The organism is Yoonia sp. MH D7, from assembly GCF_054439475.1.
This window is the reverse complement of the sequence record NZ_JBTJCF010000001.1, coordinates 2406971-2427448: the sequence shown is the minus strand read 5'-3', so window position 1 is coordinate 2427448 and position 20478 is coordinate 2406971. Positions and strand designations below refer to the sequence as shown.

The window sequence follows — 20478 nt, the reverse complement described above, 5'->3', positions numbered from 1 at the left end:
TTTTTGTTGTGTCGCCTTGGCTATGCCGTTTTTCGACAAGAAAACCGGTTGAAAAAGTTTCAATGGTATTTGAAAATAAGATCAAACGTACCTAAATGTAATACCGCATAACATTAATGAGGAACCATTTCATAATGGCCGATTTCGACGCGCAAATTAAAGAGAGCCAAACGCAAGTTGCCGAGGCTCAATCCAAAATTTCCGAACTGACGTCCCGTATTGAGACGGCCCGACAGAAGATGGCAACTGGCACCGATATTTCTGTCGATATCGCGAATGCGTCGCTGGAAGATGTGCACGCCCATACCGAATTGATGAACGCGAATATCGCGGAATTGATTATGGGGCTGGACGATGTGACCTCTGCATTCTCGAAGGATTTTGACGAGATGCGGTCCAAGACGACGATGGAAAGCATTGTGGGTTGGTTTTCTGGTGGCAAGTCCGATTCGATGCGCGAAGAGCGGATGCGGTCGGCGAGTGTTGATGACAAATTGCAGGATTTAATTTCGAAATCCGATGTCATCACCAGGCTGTTGCAGGGCCAGCTGGCGACGCTCAATGATCAAAAAACCAAGGTTGGGACGAACCTGACGTCAACGCTTGATGAGCGCGAGATGACTGTGGGCGAGTTGGAGCAGGTCCGTGCCGATATTCTGGCCCTTGATCCCACGATTATCACGCTTGAAGGCAAAATTTCCGTGGAGCAGGATGCCGCTGTCCGCACGAAGCTGGAATCCGAGTTGGCCGGACTAAACGCGCAATATAACGAGATGGTGCAGATGGAGCAGGTCAAGCTTGCAAAATCTCAAACGCTAGAGCGCTATATCGAGAAGGGTAAAACCTGGGTTGATAGTTTGCAGAATCAAGCGGCAACACAAATGGTGCTGATCAATAAGCTTGAGACAGATACCAAGCAACGTGTTGTTTTGTATGGTGCTTTGTCGAAGTCGTTGAAAACAGCGCAGCAACAGGATGTGGCGCATAAGATCAACGAAATTGGCGTGAAGACCGACCAAGAGGCGCAGACAGCGATGGCCGCGATTGGGGCCGCGACTAACGCCCGCATGGCCGATATGTTGGAAGCCCACGAAGACCATATGGTGTTCGCACGCGAGATTTTGGAGCAGAAAGCCAAGGCCGACGAACGGTTTGTGCGCCGGTTTGCCAAGATCGTGGAGAAGCATGATAGCAACCAGTACGGGGCAGAGTGACGTTTCGGGCGCAAATTCGTCTGACGTTGATTATAGGCGGAACCGTCCTGCTGACGGGGCTTGGTTTCATGCTGGTGCGGCTTGATCCCTATGCAGGCATTTTTGCGGCTGCGGGCACGGCAATTTTGTTTCTCGGCGTCGCTGTCCGCTGTCTACATCGGCGGCAGTGGCGTTTTGCCGTAGAGACGGATGATATGTTGTCGGGGCTTGCCGCAGCGCGTTATTTACGCGGTCCGATGGCGCCGTTCTGGCGCAAATGGTTGGCATTAGACGAATTTGACCGGAACAAAGCTAATGATTGAAGCACCTTCCCTTGACCACTTTAAACTCGAAGACACCCGCATTACGCGGCGCTATTTTGGCAAGTTCGCGCGCATTACGCAGCATATGACCAAGGTTGCGGCCACGATGGAGGCAGAAGGGTGGTTGGCGCGGCGCGATACGGATGTATTGGCGCGGTATTTACTGGCTCTTAATCTGACGTTTAGGGCGCTGTCGCACAAGTATCATTTCTCAGGCCGTTTTGCCTATGCAGGTCAGTTGACGTTTGACCGCGTGGAAAGTGGCTTTCCTGTGTATCAGGAGTTGCTGGAGATGGCGAATGATGCGCTTCAGGCGGGGTCGCATCTGGCGTCGATGCCGTCTGTGGATACGTTTAAAGATCAGATGGTGCGCATGATTGTTGGTGAGCAGGAGATCCCGACCAAGCTGCAATATGCGCTTTCGCAACGGCTTTATTATGAAGAGCTGTCGAAGGGCGGTATGTTCTGGGCGCGCAATGATCCGCAGGCAATGTGGATCAAAAACGACGATGATCGCCGTCATTTTCAGGTGCATTGGGCGGTTTATGACAGTCAGGTGAACTTGCCCGTGATTTATATCATGGACCTTGAGGATACGGGCAAAGTGGGCTTGCCGAAAGACCAGAGCCGTTGGCCCGAAGTGCAGGCACATTTGATGGCGCAGTCTTTGGGTGGTTTGAAGTTATTGACGATTGCCAAAGGCTTTGACGAGGATTTTAACGATCTGCATCCGGTGCGGTTGCGCCGTTTCCATATTGGTCCAATGTATTCCAGTGCATTTACGATGCAGTCCGGACCTTTGCGCGAGGTGCTTGAGGCCGCGAATAGTCCTGTTGGTGATGATTGGGCCATGGTTTGGTCTGAGGAAGAGCTGACCACTGAGCGTGTTGAGCATGTAAAATCAGGTTGGTTTGGCACGGTCGAAAGGCAAATTTTTGCGATTGACCCGTTTGCTGTCGGGGGCGCCGATATGGGGGCCACACGCATGGATCGGTCGTTAATTATGCCAGAGCGCCCTTATCAAGCCTTGGCCGAGCGTAATCCACCGGGCTTTAACGACGTGCGCAAGTTCATTGTTTCAGACCGTGGGCGCGTGTTGAGTTATCGGTAGTTTAAGAAGTTTTAAGGAACAGTGATGAGCCAGAATAGTGATCAAATGGAGCTGCGCGAGGACGATATCCGCAGCCATTACGCCGCCGCATTGGGCTTGTTGGACGGGTTTGATCATTCGCCGCGGATTGCATCGGGGGGTGCTACGCCTGTGGCCGAGAAATCACCGGGGATCGGGGCTGCGCGGCGGTTTCGCTCGACTACGCCCGGTCTATCGACCCGCCGTGTTGTGCGTGCCGAGGGGATACAGCTGACAACGCGCGTGGAGGGGATTGGCGGCGATGGGTTGCCGTCGCCCATTCAGGCGCATGTGTTGCAGGGGCTACGCCGTGCGATTGCGATTGCGCTGGCGGTAAGCGAGCAGTTTTCCGAGCGGACTGCGTTGAAAGATTTGAAACGTGCGAATTTTGAAGGCGGTTTGGCGGACGCGTCAAAGACCGAGTTCTCTGAATTGCTGACCGCAGAGGCGTTGATTACGCTGTATGTGTTTGGATCCGCGACGGCGTTTTTGCTATCGTCCCATGCGCGTGAGGGATCGGTCGAGATCGGCGAAGTTGAAGAGGTTTTGACCGACAATGGTCAGCTGGCATTACACGGCGCACTCTGGGAATTGGACCGCGATATTGCGGCGCTTGGCACGGACGAGCACAAGGTCGTGGCCGTGGTTTTGGCCTTTGCGGAGGCGTTGATGGTTAAGGTGGCGGCGCGTGCCAGCACTGCGTCGAAGGTTGATGCGTTTACGCAAGCGGCGTGGCGCGTGGAGGCGGATGATTTTGCGGTGCGCGGGTTTAGCCCTGCGACTAAGGGGAAGTCGTCGACGTTGACCATGACGTTCAAGAAGCCGAATGAGGTCGTGGGCAACCATATTGCCAAGTATCAGTCGATGAAACTGGCTAAGATGGTGATGGCATATGATTTTGAGCGGCGGTTGAATCCGTTTGCTGAATTGGGCGGATTTATTTTCACATTTATGGGCGATGGTAAGCCGGGGACGGGCAAGACGACCTTGATCCAGATGATGGCTGGGCTGGTGAATGAGTATTGTCAGACGGCGGGTTATCTGTTCAAATATCAGAACTTGAGCACTGATAATATTGATAGTTATCAGGGGAAATCAGGGCAGAACGCTAAAGCGTTTATCAACAATATTCTGGACCCAAGCGTGATTGGCTTTGGTACGATTGACGATATCGATCAGTTGGCGGGCAAGCGCGGGGATCGTCAGTCGAGCGCGGGGCAGTTGGAGATTACCGCTGTGCTGATGGAGAGTTTTGCGGGTGCGAATACGGTTGTGCGCGGGAATTGCACGTTCGGGATGTTCTCGAATTATCCTGAGAATGTGGACGATGCGCTGCGCCAGCGGGCGGGTGCGCGGTTCTTGGTGGATGGTCCGCAGACGCGCGATGATTACATTGATATTTTGTATCTTTTGATGGGAAAAAACCATGATATTCCTGTCGGCCAGCACGAGGTGTTTAGCGCGCAGGAGATTAAAAAGGCGGTTGCCCAGAGTTTTGCGGGCCATGCGCGGCCGCATGAAGAGGGGCTTATTCGTGTGTTTGACCGCGTGGAGTCGGACATTGGTGATCTGGATACGATTGCCAAGATGGGGACGTATTTGAAGGCGATTCAGGAGGCCGACGAGCGCTTTACCGGTCGTGCGATCAAGAACATTACCGATGCGGTAAAGGTTCGTGCGATGGATTTTGAGCTGCCTGACGCGTGGATGGAAGAGCCCGATCTGTTTATGTTCAAGGATTACGACACCAAGAAGGGCATGATTGAGGAGCTGCGTCAGCCGATCACGACCGACATGGTTATTCAGGAAATCAACCGTTACGCCGATAGTGAATTCCGCTATGCGGATAAGTCGGATGAGGTCGCGATTGAGAATATGGTCCGCGATTTTGGTCGGTCTGAAGAGGCGAAGAAGCGGTATTTGGCGGCGAATAAGTGACCCTGTTGTCCGACGGCCTATTTATTCCCGCCGTCACGCTGGCGATGCTGGCGTGGTTCGTGCCGAAGCTGTTGTCGTTTGTGATGCCTGAGGGGGTGAAGCCGTTGATGGTGATAGCACTTTTGTCGACGGTGTTTTTGTTTGTGCTGAGTGCGGGGTTCTTTGTGGCGCTGTATATCTGGCAGGGCATGACATGGGCGCAGTTTGCGCATTTTGGACTGGCCGCGAATGTTGTGTTTTACGGGAAGCTGGGGCTGGTGTCCGCGATTATCTGGGCGCCTATTATGGTGCTGTCGGTGGCGAATTTGCCGAGGGGCTGGGTGAGTAAGGTATGGTGAGTGTAATCGACGCGATAGATTGTTGGCAGGTGCTAAATCTTTCCGAAGCGATAGTATAGAAGGACAATAAAATGTGGGATTTGCATGGTGCTCCTGATGTCATGATCGCTTTCGCCAGCTTACTTGCGGGAACGGCAGCTTTTTGGGGAGCGGTGACTGCGGCGAGGGCGTTAGATAGCTGGAAAAGTGAAGCTAAATGGTCGCGAGAAAGGGATTTAGCGCGGTCAATCTTAGTTCTTCTTTACATGAATCGCGAAGCGGTTGCTAAAGTTAGAAATCCTGACATTTTATCAACTGAGGTTAGCCGAGCTACAGGTAAAGCAAATGAACCGCCAGTGAATGGAGATAGTTCGTTTTTAGACCTCGAAAAAGTATATCAAGCACGTTGGAGCAAGGTCGAGGAAACGCGAGAAAAGTTATACCCACTTCTGATCGAATCTAAGGTAATTTGGGGTGACGTGATTTCTAAGTCTTTTTCGGATCTTTGGAGGTACCAATCTGAACTCGCGGTGGAAGTAGAGAAGTATCTGAGAACAAAAGATCCGCGCTACGCATCTGACGATTTGTCAAATAATGGAGACAGTAGCTTCGACAAGTATCTTGTTTTTTATCAATCATCATCGTGTGATGTGGAGGATGACTTTACTAGAAATTGCAGAGACATTTTCAAAGAAGTGAAGAAGTTTCTTGATAAGAAAAGCGCAGGAGATTTTTGATGAAACGTCTCATTGAAAAAGGCATGATGTTTGGCAATCTTGTGCGTGTTGATAGCTCTGTTTTGGTGGAGCGGTATAATCGTGCGTTGAGGTCGTTGACGGGGAAGCAGACCGCGTTGGCCGAGTTTCATGTGGATATTTCGGGGTATTCGCCTGAGGTGGGGGCGGAGCTGGGGGATGAGTTGTATCTCAACCATCGCGGTGTGAACCGTCAGTTTATTTTGTTGACCACGGAGCAGGCTACGGCGCCTTTGTTGGGGGCCAAGTTCTCTACTTCGCGTGGGATTTTGAAGCAGTTTATCGAGCGGAACCGTGCGCAATTGTTTGCGCTGACCGCGCGGGATGCTGTGGCGGGGGAGTTGGTGAATTCGGTTTATAGTGTCGATACGCCCGCGCGTTTGTTTGATATTCGCCGCATTACGATTGAGGCGGATACCACGTCGGGGACTTTGGCGACGGGTAAGAAGCTCGGCAAAATGATCGACCAGTTCAAGACCGAGGACGGCGCGTGGTTTGATGATGTGTTGATCGCCAAGATGATCGGGTTGGCCAAAGAAACGGGCGACGTGACGCGTAATCCGATCCAGTTGGCGACCATGGAATTTGCGCAGGAAAATTTCTGGACCTCACATTTCGGCGGCATGTATGTGTTTCGTGGCGTGCCGCATCCTGCCGTGATTGCGGCGTCTGATACGGATTTGGACGATTTGCCTGTGGAGCATGTGTTCGGGTTGGAGGATCGCGGTGCGATTGCCAAGTTCCTCAAATTGAACGATCTGGTTGAGCCGATTGTTGAGGCGCGAGGCCTCGATGCGGCGGCGATTTTGCACCAGAAGATGGATTTTATCGTGGCCTCGGTTGCGGCTGATATGGGGGAGGATTTGGCGGGGGCGACGCGCCGTGATCTGCGTATTTTAGGACGTCGTTACGCTAAAAAACTGCCAGAGGCTTGGCAGGGCTTAGCCGCACTGGCGCGCTGGGCTGAGGAGGACGGCGACTGGCCGCGTATCACTTCGGACCATGATGCGTATTTTTACACGCTGCGCGCCAAGGATCATGCAGATGCGGATTTGGTGAATATGTTGCTGGCCGAGCTGACGCCATTGGATGTCCGCCAGTTGTTTATTTGCCATAAGGAGGCATTTTACGGCGCCTACGCCACTTGGCCGGACGAAAAGCGCGCCTATGTCGTGGACTTTTTGGACCGCGAATATCAAGTGGATAAGGCAGGCACGCGCGAAGCGCTGTTTGGGCATGATGCGCCTTTGGAAGAGCCAAAACCGGTAAAGCGTGATATGATTGACGCTGTTGGCCCCTGGGGTGCGGTGCGAAGGAGGTAGGAATGGGTTTTATACGACTGGTGCTATTTGGGTTCTTGGGCCTAAGCGTGATTTACCTGTCGATTTCGGTCTACTCGCGCTCTGTGCGCCGTGAAAAGCTGGAGGATGCCTGGGGTGAGGAAAACGTAGGCAGCACCGATATGGATGCCCGCGACGCCTATGTTGCCCAAGGGATCACCGCCTATAACGCGTCTTTTCGTCCCAAGCTGATTGGCTTGGTCTACATTATTCCGACGATAATCGTGGTCGCGATTGTCTTTGTCACAAATATGAGCTGAGGGCTGTTATGCACCGTATCAAAGTAATTTTCCGTGTTGCACTGTTCGTGATTGCGGGTCTGTTTTTGCACTATGTTTTGCCGCAGCACGATGTGGTTCAGATCAGTCAAGCAGAGCCGCGCCGCACCGATTTTGGGTCGTTTAACCGCTGGTTTTATGCGCAAGCCGACGGTGGCAGTGTCGAGATGGAAAATCGCGATGTTTTCTATATCTTCGCTGAGAAGAAGAAGACAATGTTGTTAGGGTTTGTGCCGCGTGATGCGATGGAAACGATGGTTTATCGTAACGAGGATACTGGCTGGATTTGGCCGCCGTATTTCAAGTTTGATAGCTCGAATTTGCATGGGCAAGCCACGGTGCAGGCACGCAAGAGCGAAACGTCTGTCGGCGGAAACTGGGTGGTGATCACGCATTATGGCTGGCGGATACCGTTCATGTCGATTTTCCCCAATGCTGTGAGCCTGGAGCCTGTGGAAGGTCCTGATGTGCGGATTATTCCGTGGTTCAATATTTTCTTCTTTGGGTTTTTGATTGTAGGAATCGCGTTCGTTCGCGCAATGTGGAACCAGTTTCGCGAGCGTGCTGTTGATCCGTTGTTGGACCGTGCCGAGCATCGCTACGATGAAGCGAGCGCCGACATTGCCGAGAAAAGGGGCCGTGTGAGCCGTTGGTTCGGCACATGGAAAAGAAGACCTAGGGGGCGAACCCCCTAGGTATTGGTTCTACTCGCCGTAAGGGATCCAGATGTTTTTCACCTCTGTTGCGGCTGCAAGGTAATCTTTTGCGGATGGTGTGCCGAGGGGGCACCACGTCCGTTTCAGATTGCCTGCGGCCGCTGCCTCAAGTTGGGCGTTGAGTGAGGTGTCTGCGAGGTTCCAAAGGCTGTCGAGGTCGTAGTGATCTGACAGTGTTTTACCCAGTTCCGCGTGATTGCCCGTGACGATGTTCACGACGCCTGCGGGCACGTCTGATGTTTCTAAGACTTGGACCAGGTCGGTCGCGGCCAGTGGATAGGCGGCTGATGGGACCAGTGTGGTGCGGTTACCCATCGCGATGGCGGCGGCCATGGGGGTGATCACGTCTAAGAGGGGTGCGTCACCGCAGAGGATGCCGATATTGCCGACGGGTTCTTTCATCGCGAGTGCTACGCCGCGGATCGGTACGCCGTGCACTTGGCCGTCGTATTTGTCGGCCCAAGCAGCATAGGTGAACAGTGCTTTTATGCTGTTTTGGACCTCGGTTGCGCCTGATTTTCCTGTAAGTGCGGCGATGCGTTTGCCAAATTCATCCGCGCGTGCCGAGAGGTTTTCGGCCATGTAGTAGAGGATTTGTGCGCGCAGGTGGCCGGTGGATTTGGACCAGCCTTTTGCGGCATTCATCGCTTCGACCGCGTTGCGGATATCTTTGCGTGAGCCTGTGGAGACGTGGCCTAAGAATGCGCCTTTCGGGCCGAACACTGCGGTGGAATAACCGCTGTCGGGACGGGCTTGTTTGCCGCCAATGTAGAGTTTTGCAGTGCGATCCAGCTGGTCGGAGGCTGCGTCTTTGCCTGTGTGTGGCGTGGCTGATACGCGTGGTTTGCCCGCTACTTTTGGTTTGGTGTAGCCGTTTAGGCCTTCCCATCCGCCTTCGCGACCAAAGCCGCTTTCGCGCACGCCGCCAAAACCTGCGGCGGCGTCCATCATGTTGGTGCCGTTGACCCAGACAATGCCGCAGGCGAGTTTTGGTGCAATGTCGAGAGCCAGATTGATGTTCTCGGACCAGACCGATGCTGCGAGGCCGTAGCGTGTATTGTTCGCGATTTCCACCGCTTCGGATGGTGTGCGGAAGGTGGTAGAGACGAGCACGGGGCCGAAGATTTCAGTTTGCATCAGGTGCGATGCCGCGTGCAGCCCTGTGATCAGTGTTGGCGGGTAAAAGCAGCCTTCTGGGGCTGACGTTTGGAAGGTGTCGCCTTCGGTATTGTCCGCGACCAGTTTGGCGATCATGTCCCGTTGGCTTGGGTCGACGATGGCGCCGATGTCGATGCATTTGTCGAGTGGGTCGCCGATGCGTAGGCCGCTCATGCGGGATTTGAGTTTGGCGTAGAAGCGGTCTGCAATGCCTTCTTGCACGAGCAGACGCGAGCCAGCGCAGCAAACTTGACCTTGGTTGAACCAGATTGCGTCAACGAGGCCTTCGACGGCAGAGTCGATGTCGGCGTCGTCGAACACGATGTAGGGCGATTTGCCGCCCAGTTCGAGCGAGAGTGCTTTGCCTGATCCTGCGGTCGCTTTGCGGATGATGCGCCCGACCTCGGTGGACCCAGTGAAGGCGATTTTATCAACGTCGGAGGCTACGAGGGCTGCACCTGTTTCGCCGTCGCCTGTGATGATGTTCACGACGCCCGCAGGCACGCCCGCTTGGTCGCAAATTTCTGCAAAGACCATCGCGGTCATTGGGGTGAATTCGGCGGGTTTAAGAACGACGGTGTTGCCCATCGCCAGTGCGGGCGCGATTTTCCACGCGAGCATGAGGAGCGGGAAGTTCCATGGGATGATCTGACCGCAGACGCCAAGCGCCTGAGCGTCGGGCAGTTCTTCGTCCATGAGTTGCGCCATGCCAGCGTGATAGTAAAAGTGTCGGGTGGCCAAGGGCACGTCGATGTCGCGGCTCTCGCGGATCGGTTTTCCGTTGTCGAGTGTTTCCATCACGGCCAAGAGGCGGCTGTGTTTTTGCATCAGTCGCGCAATGGCGTAGAGGGTGCGGGCGCGGGCGTGGCTGTCTTTGGCCCATGCGACCTGTGCCTTGCGGGCGGCTTTCACGGCAAGGGCCACTTCGTCAGCGGTGCCTTTGGTGACGCCTGCGAGTTTGACGCCCGTTGCGGGGTTGGCCGTCGCGAAGTCGTCGCGCAGGTGGCTGAACTTACCGTTGATGTAGTGGCCAGCAATGCCGCCACGATCCGCGATCCACGCGAGCGCTTCTTTGCTGCTTTCAGGGGCAGGGCCGTAGTCCATGGTGTCGAAAATCTCTTTAACTGTCATGTTAGTCTCCACGTCTTTGAAAGCTTTTTGAGTTTTCCAACTTTCTGAAGGTTTTGTGCGGCCCATCGCATATCATACTGCCACGTGTAAAAGAGATCGCCCGACGCGCGGAGGTCCGCTTCATGATTGTCCCAAATATACTTGGCAACTTTGCTAAGATGAACCTCTCCACCGTTTGCTTTCAGGCCGTCGATTACCCATTCTTGAAGATCTGATTTGTCAGCCATTGTCTTATCCAATCGCGTGCCGCCACTGGGCAGAGTAGCTGCCTGTGACGTGGTGTTCGAGTTGCCGTTCAATGTCGCCCAAGAGGGAGCTAGCGCCGAAGCGGAAAAGGTCGGGTTGCAGCCAGCGGTCGCCGAGTTCGTCTTTCATCATCGCGAGGTAGACAATGGCGTCTTTGGCTTTGGAAATGCCGCCAGCGGGTTTGTAGCCAACTTTGATACCTGTGCGCGCTTGAAAGTCGCGGATCGCGCGGATCATGGTCAGAGTGACGGGCAGGGTGGCGTTGACCGGTTCTTTGCCGGTCGAGGTTTTGATGAAGTCCGCGCCAGCCATCATGCAGACAAGCGAGGCACGCGCGACGTTGCGCAGGGTGCCGAGTTCGCCAGTTGCAAGGATCGCTTTCACGTGAGCATCGCCACAGGCGTTCCGCATCTCGACCATTTCGTCATAAAGCGCTTGCCAGTTCCCTGTCAGAGCATGGCGGCGCGAGATGACGATGTCGATTTCGGATGCCCCCGCTGCCACGCTTTCGCGGATTTCTTGGATGCGCAGATGGAACGGAGAGAGGCCTGCGGGGAAGCCTGTGGAGACAGCAGCGACGGGGATATTTGTGCCGCGCAGCGCATCGACCGCTGTTTCAACCATGTCGTGATAAACGCAGACCGCACCTGTGGTCAGGCCCTCCATGCCCAGTTTTTCGAGAATGTCTTGCGATACGGGCTGGCGTGCTTTGGCGCACAAGCGCCGCACGCGCCCTTCGCTATCGTCGCCCGAGAGGGTTGTCAGGTCGATCAGGCTGACGGCTTTGCACAGCCACGCGGCTTGATATTCTTTTTTCACGCTGCGCCGTCCGGGAAGGGACGCGGCACGGCGTTCAATCGCAGAGGTATTGGCCTGCACGCTTGCAACCCAATCAAGGTCCAGCGGCATCACCGCGTTGCGCGGTTCATGGACTTGCGGCAATTGCGCGGGGCGGATGGTGTCGGTTTTTGTGGTTTGCAAAGCGGTCTCCTGCACTGGCGGGAAGCGTGTCATGATGGTTTTGTATTCGCAAGTTTTGACCAACTGGTCAATGTTAGTCTGGTTGAACGACGTCACGTTGATATTTGCGGCGAAACTGGTGTGGGGTCAGCCCGTGGGCTTTGCTGAAAACTTTGTGGAAATGCGACAGGTTCGGGATGCCGCAGTTGGTGGCGATATCGTTCAGCGTTTCGGAGGTGCCTGTCAATTTCCGCGCAGCAAATGTCATGCGGTGGTGGTTGATCAGGTCAGAGGGGCTGATGCCCATCACGCGTTTGAGTGTGCGGCTGACGTGTGGGTGGGATTGCCCCGTTTGCATGACAAAGCCCGCAGCGCCAGCGCGAAACACCGCGGGATCGGCGGCCGCAGTGATCGCGTTGGTCAGCCATGTTGGCGCATCGTGAGACGTGTTCTGGGTCAACATTTCTGCGCAAAGCGGTAGCAGAAATGCCTCGACCGAGAATGGGTCAAGGGTGGTGCGCTCTAAGCACATCGTTGCTTTATTCAATGCAATCAGCGCCGTGGTGTCGCGGTGCAGGATTTCGATGCCGTCGGCCCAAAACAGTTGCCCTGACAATGCGGTGTGCCGTTCGCCAAGTACTGTGATCAGATCGGGGTGTAGAGCAAGCGAGACCACAAGCGTATCATCGCCGCGGCCTTGCATAGCATGCAGATCATTGGGGCGTATGAAGACAACCGCGCCTTCGGTCAGCGTTTTGACGCCGCCCTGATGATGGTGGCGCAATGTGCCGTTTTGCACCCAGAACATTTGATAAAAATCTTGGCTGTGCAACGCTTTAGGGCGCGTTGGTGTGACCTGAGCGCGGGTGATATGCGCGGCGGTTCCGTCGCGCAAGACATCCTGAGACTGAAGAAACGTTCTTGTCATAATGTTAAAATAGCACAAGATTTTGAGTTGCGCTGCAACTATTGTGAATGGATGCGTGACGCGGGGCGACGTAGACGTTAAACCCGTGTTAAATATCCAGTTTTGAGGACCAAACAGATGACTTTTGATCGTTCCATCAAGATCGCACCTTCCATTCTTGCCGCCGACTTTGCCAATTTTGGCGTAGAGATTCAGGCGGTTGAGGCGCAAGGCGCGGATTGGATTCATGTCGATGTAATGGATGGGCATTTTGTGCCTGCGATCACTTTTGGAGCACAGACCTGCAAGGCGATCCGTCCGCATATCAAAACGGTGATGGACGTGCATTTGATGATCTCGCCAGTGGACGCCTACCTCGAAGGGTTTGCCGAAGCGGGGGCCGATTTTATCACAGCGCATGTCGAGGCTGGCCCGCACATTCACCGCACGTTGCAGAACATTCGCAGCCTCGGGTGTAAAGCTGGTGTCGCACTCAACCCCGGCACGCCCGCGAGTGCGGTGGCCGATTTGATGGATATGGTTGATCTGGTTTGCGTGATGACTGTGAACCCCGGATTTGGTGGGCAGAAGTTCATCGACATGACGGCGAAGGTGGCCGAGTTGCGCAAGATGATTGGCGATCGCGAAATCCATATCGAGATTGATGGCGGTGTTGACCCAACGACCGCGCCTTTGGTCGCGGCGGCGGGGGCTGACGTTTTGGTCGCGGGTTCTGCGGTGTTCCGTGGTGGGTCTGTGGCTGATCCTGCGCCATATGGTGTGAACCTTGCCGCGATCCGTGCTGCGGCAAACGCGGTGCTTTAAACTGCGCAAAAACTGCACAAGCGCGATGGTGTCTTTGCACCAGTGACGTCTAGGTCTGCTCTAAATAATATTAAAAGGGACAGACAGATGACACCGATGACAGTGCGCGGTTTACCGCGATCGTTGCAGACAGATGCGTGGTGGATTGCTGCTGATAGCCAGACGGGCGTAGGCAGCGGCAAGGTGGTTGTCGCGCGGCCGTGGTGGATTTTTGTGCTGCTTATTGTCATGATCGATATCTTGGCTTTGCGGACGTCGCTGGGCCTTGGCTTTGTGATGGCGGTAATTTTGGTGGCGGCGGCGGCGCAGTGGGTGATGCGTGCGCAAGTGGATCGTAAGCATGCCGCAATCGCGTGGTTTGTGTTAATCGTCAGCGTGATCCCTGCGATTGATGTGGTGCAGTTTCTGTCGTTTGTGATGGCCTGTACGGGGCTACTGATCTTTGCTGCGATTATCAGTGGTCCACATGTTTTGCGCGCTGCGGTGCGGTTGCCGTTTTGGGGCGTTGGGCAGACCTATCGCGATTTGCAAGCTGCTGAACTGCGCGGGCCGTCCAAGTCGCTGGTGTTGGATTGGCTGCTGCCTGTTGTTGTCGGCGGCGTTTTTTTGACCTTGATGATTGTTGCAAACCCGTTGGTTGAAAACTGGATTTCTGCGATTGATTTCAAAAATGCACCTTCAATCGAGCGTATTTTGGCGTGGGTTTTTGTTGCGGTGCTTGTCTGGCCGATGCTGCGCGTGACGCAGATGAATTTGCATATCGTCGATGTCGCCAAACCGCGTAAAACGACCTCTGCGGTTTATATGAATGCGCGCTCAGTCTTACGCGCGCTTGTGGTATTCAACCTGATTTTTGCGATGCAAAGCGTTCTGGATCTCGGGTATTTGTGGGGTGGTGTACGCCTGCCTGACGGGATGAGTTATGCTACTTACGCACATCGCGGGGCGTATCCCTTGATGGCGACTGCGCTGCTTGCGGGTGGGTTTGCGCTGGTGGCACAGCCGTGGTTGGATGGGCGTGTGATGCGGGTGTTGTTGCTGGTTTGGGTCGCGCAAACGCTGCTTTTGGTGATCTCGTCGATCTTGCGGTTGGACCTGTATGTTGATGTGTATGGCATGACGCATCTGCGTTTTGCGGCTTTTGTCTGGATGGCTGTTGTGGCTTTAGGCCTGGTTGTTTTGGTCATGCAAATTGTGCAGCACCAAAGCACGTATTGGATGTTAACCCGCGCATTTTGTATCGGGTTTGTTGCGATTTACATGTGTAGTTTAGTGAATGTCTCGGGGTATGTCGCGCGCCATCAATTGACTGTTGGTCCGCTAGATCAACACTATGTTTGCAGCTTGGAGCCAGAAGCCGCAGTCGCCGTGGAGCGGTATGGCAGCGGTATGTGCGCGGGATATTCGCAACGGCTTTCGACCCCGCACGATATCCGCGATTGGGGGTTTCGCAATGCCCGCCTGCGCCGTAACTTGATAGCACTTAACGCGGAGCAAGGGGCATGAGCCAGCATATTTTAATTGCCGATGACGACGCGGGTATTCGCGATGTTTTGCGCATGGCGCTCGAGCAGGCAGGTATGACCGTCGCGGTGGCGGCGGACGGTCAGCAGGCGCTGCAAATGGCGCATAGTTTGAGCCCTGATTTGCTGGTGCTTGATATCGGGATGCCTGAAATGGACGGGCTGACTGTCTGTCGAGAATTGCGCAAAACCAGTGATGTGCCGATCCTGTTTCTGACCGCGCAGGGCGACGAAATTGACCGTATTGTCGGGCTGGAAATGGGGGCGGATGACTATGTGTCCAAACCGTTTTCGCCGCGTGAAGTGGTCGCCCGTATTCGTGCGGTTTTGAAACGTGCCCTGCCTGCGTCGGTGCCATCTGCGGTGCTGCGACGCGGGGTGTTGAGTGTTGATCCAGAGCGACATGCCTGCCATATCGGAGAGGCTTCTGTTGTGCTGACCAGTCGTGAAATGGACCTGTTGGTGCAGTTGATGCGCAGGCCCGATAACGTGATGCCGCGCCCTGCAATTGTTGATGCGGTTTATGGGACGAATATTCATGTTAGCGACCGCACAATGGATAGTCATCTGCGGAATTTACGCGCGAAATTGAAAGCGTACGGCTGTATTGATGCGATCGAAACGGTGCATGGCATTGGTATTCGGATGGGTCCATGTCGCGCCGCTTGATCGCCAAATGGCGTCCGCCCTTGGTGCTGGTTTTAGCGGGGACGTTGTTGGCCGTTTTCTCGCTGCCACTGTTAGGGATCGGGTATTTTCGGGTCGCGGGTGGCGTGCTTGGGTGGGCCGAGACCAGTTGGATTATTGGCTGGCTCGCCTTTGCCGCGACAGTTCTTTTAGGCTTTTTGCTTTGGCGGCTCGTGTTGCGTCCCGTGCAGACGTTGACCGCCTATGCGCGCGAGGTCGCGAAGGGCGGCACAGATGTGCAAACCCCGACGCATTTTGGCACGCCAGAATTCTCGGAATTGGGTCAGGCCGTGCGCCAAATGAACACGACATTGCAGGCGCGCACTGATGTCTTGCGTTCTTATGCGGATCACGTGACCCACGAGTTGAAATCGCCCTTGACCGTGATTTCGGGTGCAGCAGAATTACTGTCTGACACGAGCTTATCTCAAAAAGACCACGCCGCATTGATCGCGCGCGTGCAAGGCGCAACGCAGCGCATGACGGCCTTGTTAGAGGCGCAACGTGACTTGGCAAAAGCGCAAGAGCCGATGCCCGCTGGCGTCTGTTTATTGTCTGACGTGGCGATGGGCGCGCGAGTTTTGACGGACGGCGAGATACCGATCAATGCAGACGTGATGCGTATTGTTTTAGGGCATTTGGTGAGCAACGCAAAAACGCATGGCGCGACACGCGTTACCTTGAATTATGTTGACGACAGCCTGGCGGTTTCCGACGATGGGCCCGGTATTTCGGAGGGCAACCGCGCGCGTGTTTTTGATCCGTTTTTCACCACGCGCAGAGACGCAGGTGGTACGGGCATGGGCTTGCCGATTGTGCGCAGGTTACTGGCCGCACAGGGGGCCAGTATTGCGATTGGAGAAGGAGCCGGCGCGACGTTTCTAATTCGCTTTTAGGGTAAGGTCATGCTCGTGCGTCAAGAATACAAACCCGTTTGCAGGCAGCGAAAGTACTCCGTTCGCAAGCGCTGCAGTGTGGTGACCTGTGATCTCTGCGGTGCCTTTGACCGTAAGTGTGGCCGGGCGTTTTGACAGGTTGTAAACGCATGTAATTAGTTGATTTCCTGCCGTGCGGGTGAAGCCCAAAATGGGTTCGGGCAGGTCGTGGAAAGCTGTCTTTCCTGACCGCAGCGCTGGTGTATTTTTGCGAAACGCGATCATGTCTTTGTAGAATGCCAAGACGCTATTCGCGCCTTGGTGATCGACTGCTTTGGCCGCTTGCGGTGGCTTTACTGGCAGCCAAGGCGTGCCTGTCGAGAATCCCGCGTTTGGTGCGTCTTTTTCCCAGACCATCGGCGTGCGGCATCCGTCGCGTCCCTTGACCGCGGGCCAATAGCGGATCGCGGGTGGGTCGGTCAGTTCTTCGAACAGCAGCTCGGTTTCTGTCTGTCCCAACTCTTCGCCCTGATAGATCCCGATGGTACCCTCAAAACCCATCAGCATCGCACAGGCCTGGCGTGCAATTGCGTCCTCGGACACGGCGTGCGGTAACCAACGGGTCACGTGCCGTGGCACATCGTGGTTCGAGAACGACCATTTCGGATGGCCTTCTGGCGCACCTTTTTGGAACCCTTTGATACAATTGCGAAAGTGTTCAGCGTTGAAATCCGGCCCTAACATCGCAAAGCTATAGGCCATATGCAGGCGGTCTTTTCCTTCTGTATATTCGCCCATGATCTCGATGGAGCGTTGCCCCATTTCACCCACTTCGCCGACCATCATGATGTCGTCGTATTGGTCGGTGAGCTTGCGTAGCCGTTTTATAAACGCGATATTTTCGGGGCGGGTTTTGTTGTAGATGTTGCTTTGCATCCCGTATAAATCGGTCGCCATGACTTGCGGGGCGGCTAGGGCTGCGGGGTTTGAGCGCAGTTCTTTGTCGTGGAAAAAGTAGTTGACCGTATCAAGACGGAACCCGTCGAGGCCACGGTCAAGCCAGAATTTGCAGGTGTCCAAGATCGCCTCGATCACGTCGGGGCAGTGGTAGTTGAGGTCGGGCTGTGAGCCCAAGAAGTTGTGCAAGTAATACTGACCGCGCTGCGGATCGAACTCCCAAGCAGGCCCGCCAAAGTGGCTGTGCCAGTTTGTCGGCGGGCTGCCGTCAGGCAATGGGTCAGCCCAGACGTACCAATCGGCTTTGGGATTGTCGCGGCTTTTGCGGCTTTCCTTGAACCACGGATGTTGGTCAGACGTGTGCGACAACACTTGGTCGGTGATCACTTTCAGACCCAATTGATGCGCGCGTAAAATCATCACATCAAAGTCGTCGAGAGTGCCAAACAACGGGTCGATGTTGGTGTAGTTTGATACATCATATCCCATGTCTTTTTGCGGCGAGGTGAAGATTGGTGAGAGCCAGATGCAGTCGGCTCCAAGGTCAGCGACGTGATCCAATCGCTTTGTGATCCCCGCAAGGTCACCCACGCCGTTACCAGTTGTGTCCTGAAAAGACCGTGGGTAGATCTGATAGATTACTGCGTCGCGCCACCATTCCCGCATTTTCTGTCCCTTTGCGATTCGAGTTATCTATTCCTGTTAGCGCAAACAGGTAGATTTTGCATTGTATTCGTGGGTGCCCTGCGTCCTTTATTGTGAGAAAGATTACAAGGAGCGGTAGGCGAAGGTTATTTTTGGTTGCGCTTGGATGAACTCAGGTCGAACTGAAAATTGCATAGGACAACTTTACAATGCGCTCTGTGCCTGCTGACGAGTTGCCAGTGGTCGACTGGATTGACAGGGTTTATTCGGCAATGATGCGTTCGGGGACCAGGCTGTCCCGGCTTATCGAGCAATTGGCCGCTGCGGAGATCATGGGCGCACCGCGAGCACGCCTTCTGCTTACCGGCCTGATCGGATGGAAAATCCTGTTTGACGGTGTTTCGTGTTTTTTTTGAAACAGAAAGTGATTTACTTGTTCTAACGTGAGGCAAATGGAGCTTTCAATGAACCGATATCCGCGCGACATGTATGGCCACGGGCCAACACCACCTGCTGCGAATTGGCCCAATGCGGCCAAAATTGCGGTGCAAATTGTGCTAAACTATGAGGAAGGCGGCGAGAATAACGTCCTTCATGGCGACGCTGCATCAGAGGCATTTTTGTCCGAAATCGTTGGGGCTGCGGCGTGGCCCGGCCAGCGTCATTGGAACATGGAAAGCATTTATGAATACGGTGCGCGTGCCGGTTTCTGGCGGTTGCACCGCTTGCTGGCAGACCTGCCCATCACCGTTTACGGGGTGGCCACAGCGCTTGCCCGCAATCCTGCGCAGGTTAATGCGATGAAAACGGCGGGTTGGGAAATTGCCAGCCACGGGTTGAAGTGGGTCGAGTATAAAGACGCCTCCGAAGAGAAAGAGCGCGCTGATATGATAGAGGCCATTCGGTTGCATACCGAAGTTGTGGGCGAGCCGCCGCGTGGCTGGTATACAGGGCGTTGTTCGGACAACACTGTGCGCTTTGCTGCTGAAACGGGGCAGTTTGCCTATGTTGCCGACACCTATGCCGATGATGTGCCGTATTGGATGGAATTTGGCGATATCGATCAGATGATCGTGCCTTACACGCTGGACGCCAACGACATGCGCTTTGCGACGCCGCAAGGGTTTAACTCTGGGCAGCAGTTTTATGATTATCTGAAAGCCAGCTTTGACGCGTTGTATCGTGAAGGCGGACGGATGATGTCGATTGGTTTGCATTGTCGTTTGATCGGCCGTCCGGGCCGTGTTGAGGCGCTGCGCCAGTTTATCGAGTATGCGCAAGGCCATGACGGCGTTTGGTTTGCCACCCGTGAGCAGATCGCAGATCATTGGGCTACGACGCATCCGCATGTGCGCTATGAGCGTCCAAGCCAGATGGATCAAGCGCGGTTTGTTGCGCTTTATGGCAGCATCTTCGAGCATTCCCCGTGGATTGCCGAGCGCGCGCATGGGTTGGAGTTAGGCCCTGCGCATGACACGGCTGTCGGCCTGCACAATGCGCTTGCCCGCATGTTCCGCTCTGCCAGCGAAGACGAGCGTTTGGGCGTTTTGCTAGCACACCCTGATCTGGCGGGGAAGCTAGCCGCAGCCAAGCGTTTGACGGCAGAAAGCACTGCCGAGCAAGCGGGCGCAGGCCTTGATGCGCTTACTGATGATGAACGTGCAGGTTTTGTCGCGATGAATGATCAATACACCGAAAAATTCGGGTTTCCGTTCATCATCGCCGTGCGTGATCATACCAAAGCCGGCATTATGGCGGCATTCGCGCAACGCATTTCGCATGACCGTGCCGCTGAATTTGCCATTGCCTGCAAACAAGTTGAGAGGATTGCGGAGTTTCGTTTGATGGATTTGCTGCCGTAGACCCGATTAAGATGGGATATTTTAAGACTAACCAAATCAGGGCGTCCCAAGTGGGCGCCTTTTTTGCATGAGGTGAGCCGCTTGGAAACTTGGCCAAACCTATATCAATCGGGTTTCATTTGAACGGCAAGGTTCGGTATCTGGGCAAAGTGCCGACCGATGAAGATTGGCAAAAGCTGGGCCACTACATCCTGCAGTTGGTGAACCTGCGGTGGTGGGCGAGTTGTCCTGTGCGGGGTTGGGTGTTTGTATTGCACGGTTTTGCGGGGGGCGTTCATTTAGCTGCCTCGCGAGTGCGCTGAGTTTTACTTGCGAATGAATGGATGAACCAGTTCCGCGCGGCAAGTATTGCCTCAGTAGTCGGTTGTGTTCTTGTTTGATCCGGGTTGCCACGGTGATTTCGCGGCGCAACGGTAGACATCAACGTCAGGTGCCATCGTCAGGCGAGTTCGAATATAATGCTTCGAAAGATGGTTCCCACTTTGGAAATTACTACGCAATACCCTTCCTGTTAGTGCGTATGCCGCTCCTGTGAACGTGCGTTTGAGCCAGCAAACTTGCATAACTTAGGACGAAGAGCACAGTTCTCTGAAGCCGTCGTGCGATAACTCTCAATGCCATAATTGCGTCGGACCTCGCGGCTAATCGCCGAAGGTGCGCTAAAGGGCGTGTCTTTGACGGGAAGGGCGGGACCAATCCCGCGTTCTTTATAG

21 protein-coding genes and 1 pseudogene are annotated in these 20478 nt (G+C 54.6%); 16 read left to right on the top strand and 6 right to left on the bottom strand.

The window, feature by feature from the left end; translation table 11 throughout:
• The first annotated feature begins 134 nt into the window (after positions 1-134).
• The 9 genes from ACXLHR_RS11965 to ACXLHR_RS11925 all read left to right on the top strand — a co-directional run bounded on the left by ACXLHR_RS11965 (position 135) and on the right by ACXLHR_RS11925 (position 7968).
• Positions 135-1214, top strand: a complete 1080-nt coding sequence (locus ACXLHR_RS11965; RefSeq protein WP_458791657.1) for a hypothetical protein — start codon at positions 135-137, stop codon at positions 1212-1214.
• Positions 1211-1516 (top strand): hypothetical protein, encoded by a 306-nt coding sequence (locus ACXLHR_RS11960; RefSeq protein ID WP_458791656.1) that lies wholly within the window; start codon positions 1211-1213, stop codon positions 1514-1516. The genes ACXLHR_RS11965 and ACXLHR_RS11960 overlap by 4 nt, the downstream gene beginning before the upstream one ends.
• The gene (locus tag ACXLHR_RS11955) at positions 1509-2627 is read left to right on the top strand and encodes a hypothetical protein (protein WP_458791655.1); all 1119 of its coding nucleotides are present in this window, start codon (positions 1509-1511) and stop codon (positions 2625-2627) included. The genes ACXLHR_RS11960 and ACXLHR_RS11955 overlap by 8 nt, the downstream gene beginning before the upstream one ends.
• 24 nt (positions 2628-2651) lie before the next feature.
• Positions 2652-4583, top strand: a complete 1932-nt coding sequence (locus tag ACXLHR_RS11950) for an AAA family ATPase (RefSeq protein WP_458791654.1) — start codon at positions 2652-2654, stop codon at positions 4581-4583.
• Positions 4580-4921, top strand: coding sequence for a hypothetical protein (locus tag ACXLHR_RS11945; protein ID WP_458791653.1), 342 nt, complete (start codon positions 4580-4582; stop codon positions 4919-4921). Before ACXLHR_RS11950 ends, ACXLHR_RS11945 begins: the two co-directional genes overlap by 4 nt.
• Before the next feature lie 71 nt (positions 4922-4992).
• Positions 4993-5637 (top strand): hypothetical protein, encoded by a 645-nt coding sequence (locus tag ACXLHR_RS11940; RefSeq protein WP_458791652.1) that lies wholly within the window; start codon positions 4993-4995, stop codon positions 5635-5637.
• Positions 5637-6977, top strand: coding sequence for a DUF6638 family protein (locus ACXLHR_RS11935; RefSeq protein ID WP_458791651.1), 1341 nt, complete (start codon positions 5637-5639; stop codon positions 6975-6977). Before ACXLHR_RS11940 ends, ACXLHR_RS11935 begins: the two co-directional genes overlap by 1 nt.
• 2 nt (positions 6978-6979) lie before the next feature.
• Positions 6980-7255 (top strand): hypothetical protein, encoded by a 276-nt coding sequence (locus ACXLHR_RS11930; RefSeq protein WP_458791650.1) that lies wholly within the window; start codon positions 6980-6982, stop codon positions 7253-7255.
• An 8-nt stretch (positions 7256-7263) separates the two neighbouring features.
• Positions 7264-7968, top strand: a complete 705-nt coding sequence (locus ACXLHR_RS11925) for a DUF1523 family protein (protein ID WP_458791649.1) — start codon at positions 7264-7266, stop codon at positions 7966-7968.
• A gap of 9 nt (positions 7969-7977) precedes the next feature.
• Here ACXLHR_RS11925 and ACXLHR_RS11920 read toward each other — a convergent pair whose 3' ends face one another.
• Genes ACXLHR_RS11920 through ACXLHR_RS11905 form a run of 4 tightly spaced genes read right to left on the bottom strand, consistent with a single transcriptional unit; the run spans position 7978 to position 12412 of the window.
• Positions 7978-10278, bottom strand: a complete 2301-nt coding sequence (locus ACXLHR_RS11920) for an aldehyde dehydrogenase family protein (RefSeq protein ID WP_458791648.1) — start codon at positions 10276-10278, stop codon at positions 7978-7980.
• The gene (locus ACXLHR_RS11915) at positions 10275-10505 is read right to left on the bottom strand and encodes a hypothetical protein (protein ID WP_458791647.1); all 231 of its coding nucleotides are present in this window, start codon (positions 10503-10505) and stop codon (positions 10275-10277) included. Before ACXLHR_RS11915 ends, ACXLHR_RS11920 begins: the two co-directional genes overlap by 4 nt.
• A gap of 4 nt (positions 10506-10509) precedes the next feature.
• Positions 10510-11538: a deoxyribose-phosphate aldolase gene (gene deoC / locus ACXLHR_RS11910; RefSeq protein ID WP_458791646.1), complete on the bottom strand. Its 1029-nt coding sequence runs from the start codon at positions 11536-11538 to the stop codon at positions 10510-10512.
• Positions 11539-11578: 40 nt separating this feature from the next.
• Positions 11579-12412 (bottom strand): helix-turn-helix transcriptional regulator, encoded by an 834-nt coding sequence (locus ACXLHR_RS11905; RefSeq protein ID WP_458791645.1) that lies wholly within the window; start codon positions 12410-12412, stop codon positions 11579-11581.
• A gap of 117 nt (positions 12413-12529) precedes the next feature.
• Between ACXLHR_RS11905 and rpe the strand changes: the two genes are divergently transcribed.
• The 4 genes from rpe to ACXLHR_RS11885 all read left to right on the top strand — a co-directional run bounded on the left by rpe (position 12530) and on the right by ACXLHR_RS11885 (position 16322).
• On the top strand, positions 12530-13216 hold the full coding sequence (gene rpe, locus ACXLHR_RS11900; protein WP_458791644.1) for a ribulose-phosphate 3-epimerase: 687 nt from the start codon (positions 12530-12532) through the stop codon (positions 13214-13216).
• 87 nt (positions 13217-13303) lie between these two features.
• Positions 13304-14722 carry a DUF4153 domain-containing protein gene (locus ACXLHR_RS11895; RefSeq protein WP_458791643.1) on the top strand — a complete coding sequence of 473 codons (1419 nt, stop codon included), beginning with the start codon at positions 13304-13306 and terminating at the stop codon, positions 14720-14722.
• Positions 14719-15408 carry a response regulator transcription factor gene (locus ACXLHR_RS11890; RefSeq protein ID WP_458791642.1) on the top strand — a complete coding sequence of 230 codons (690 nt, stop codon included), beginning with the start codon at positions 14719-14721 and terminating at the stop codon, positions 15406-15408. Before ACXLHR_RS11895 ends, ACXLHR_RS11890 begins: the two co-directional genes overlap by 4 nt.
• Complete coding sequence (locus ACXLHR_RS11885; RefSeq protein WP_458791641.1) at positions 15393-16322, top strand: HAMP domain-containing sensor histidine kinase; 930 nt, start codon at positions 15393-15395, stop codon at positions 16320-16322. Before ACXLHR_RS11890 ends, ACXLHR_RS11885 begins: the two co-directional genes overlap by 16 nt.
• Here ACXLHR_RS11885 and ACXLHR_RS11880 read toward each other — a convergent pair.
• Positions 16308-17924 carry an alpha-glucosidase gene (locus ACXLHR_RS11880; RefSeq protein ID WP_458791640.1) on the bottom strand — a complete coding sequence of 539 codons (1617 nt, stop codon included), beginning with the start codon at positions 17922-17924 and terminating at the stop codon, positions 16308-16310. The two genes, ACXLHR_RS11885 and ACXLHR_RS11880, sit on opposite strands and share 15 nt — an antisense overlap.
• A gap of 188 nt (positions 17925-18112) precedes the next feature.
• Between ACXLHR_RS11880 and ACXLHR_RS11875 the strand changes: the two genes are divergently transcribed.
• The 3 genes from ACXLHR_RS11875 to ACXLHR_RS11865 all read left to right on the top strand — a co-directional run bounded on the left by ACXLHR_RS11875 (position 18113) and on the right by ACXLHR_RS11865 (position 20067).
• Positions 18113-18319, top strand: a complete 207-nt coding sequence (locus tag ACXLHR_RS11875; protein ID WP_458791639.1) for a hypothetical protein — start codon at positions 18113-18115, stop codon at positions 18317-18319.
• A gap of 48 nt (positions 18320-18367) precedes the next feature.
• Complete coding sequence (puuE, locus tag ACXLHR_RS11870) at positions 18368-19765, top strand: allantoinase PuuE (protein ID WP_458791638.1); 1398 nt, start codon at positions 18368-18370, stop codon at positions 19763-19765.
• Positions 19766-19854: 89 nt separating this feature from the next.
• Entirely contained in the window at positions 19855-20067 is a 213-nt protein-coding gene (locus tag ACXLHR_RS11865; RefSeq protein WP_458792572.1) for a hypothetical protein, read from the top strand.
• Here ACXLHR_RS11865 and ACXLHR_RS11860 read toward each other — a convergent pair.
• Positions 20033-20169, bottom strand: a pseudogene (locus ACXLHR_RS11860) (IS30 family transposase); the annotation flags it as partial. The gene ACXLHR_RS11865 and the pseudogene ACXLHR_RS11860 overlap by 35 nt on opposite strands.
• Positions 20170-20478 lie beyond the last annotated feature (309 nt).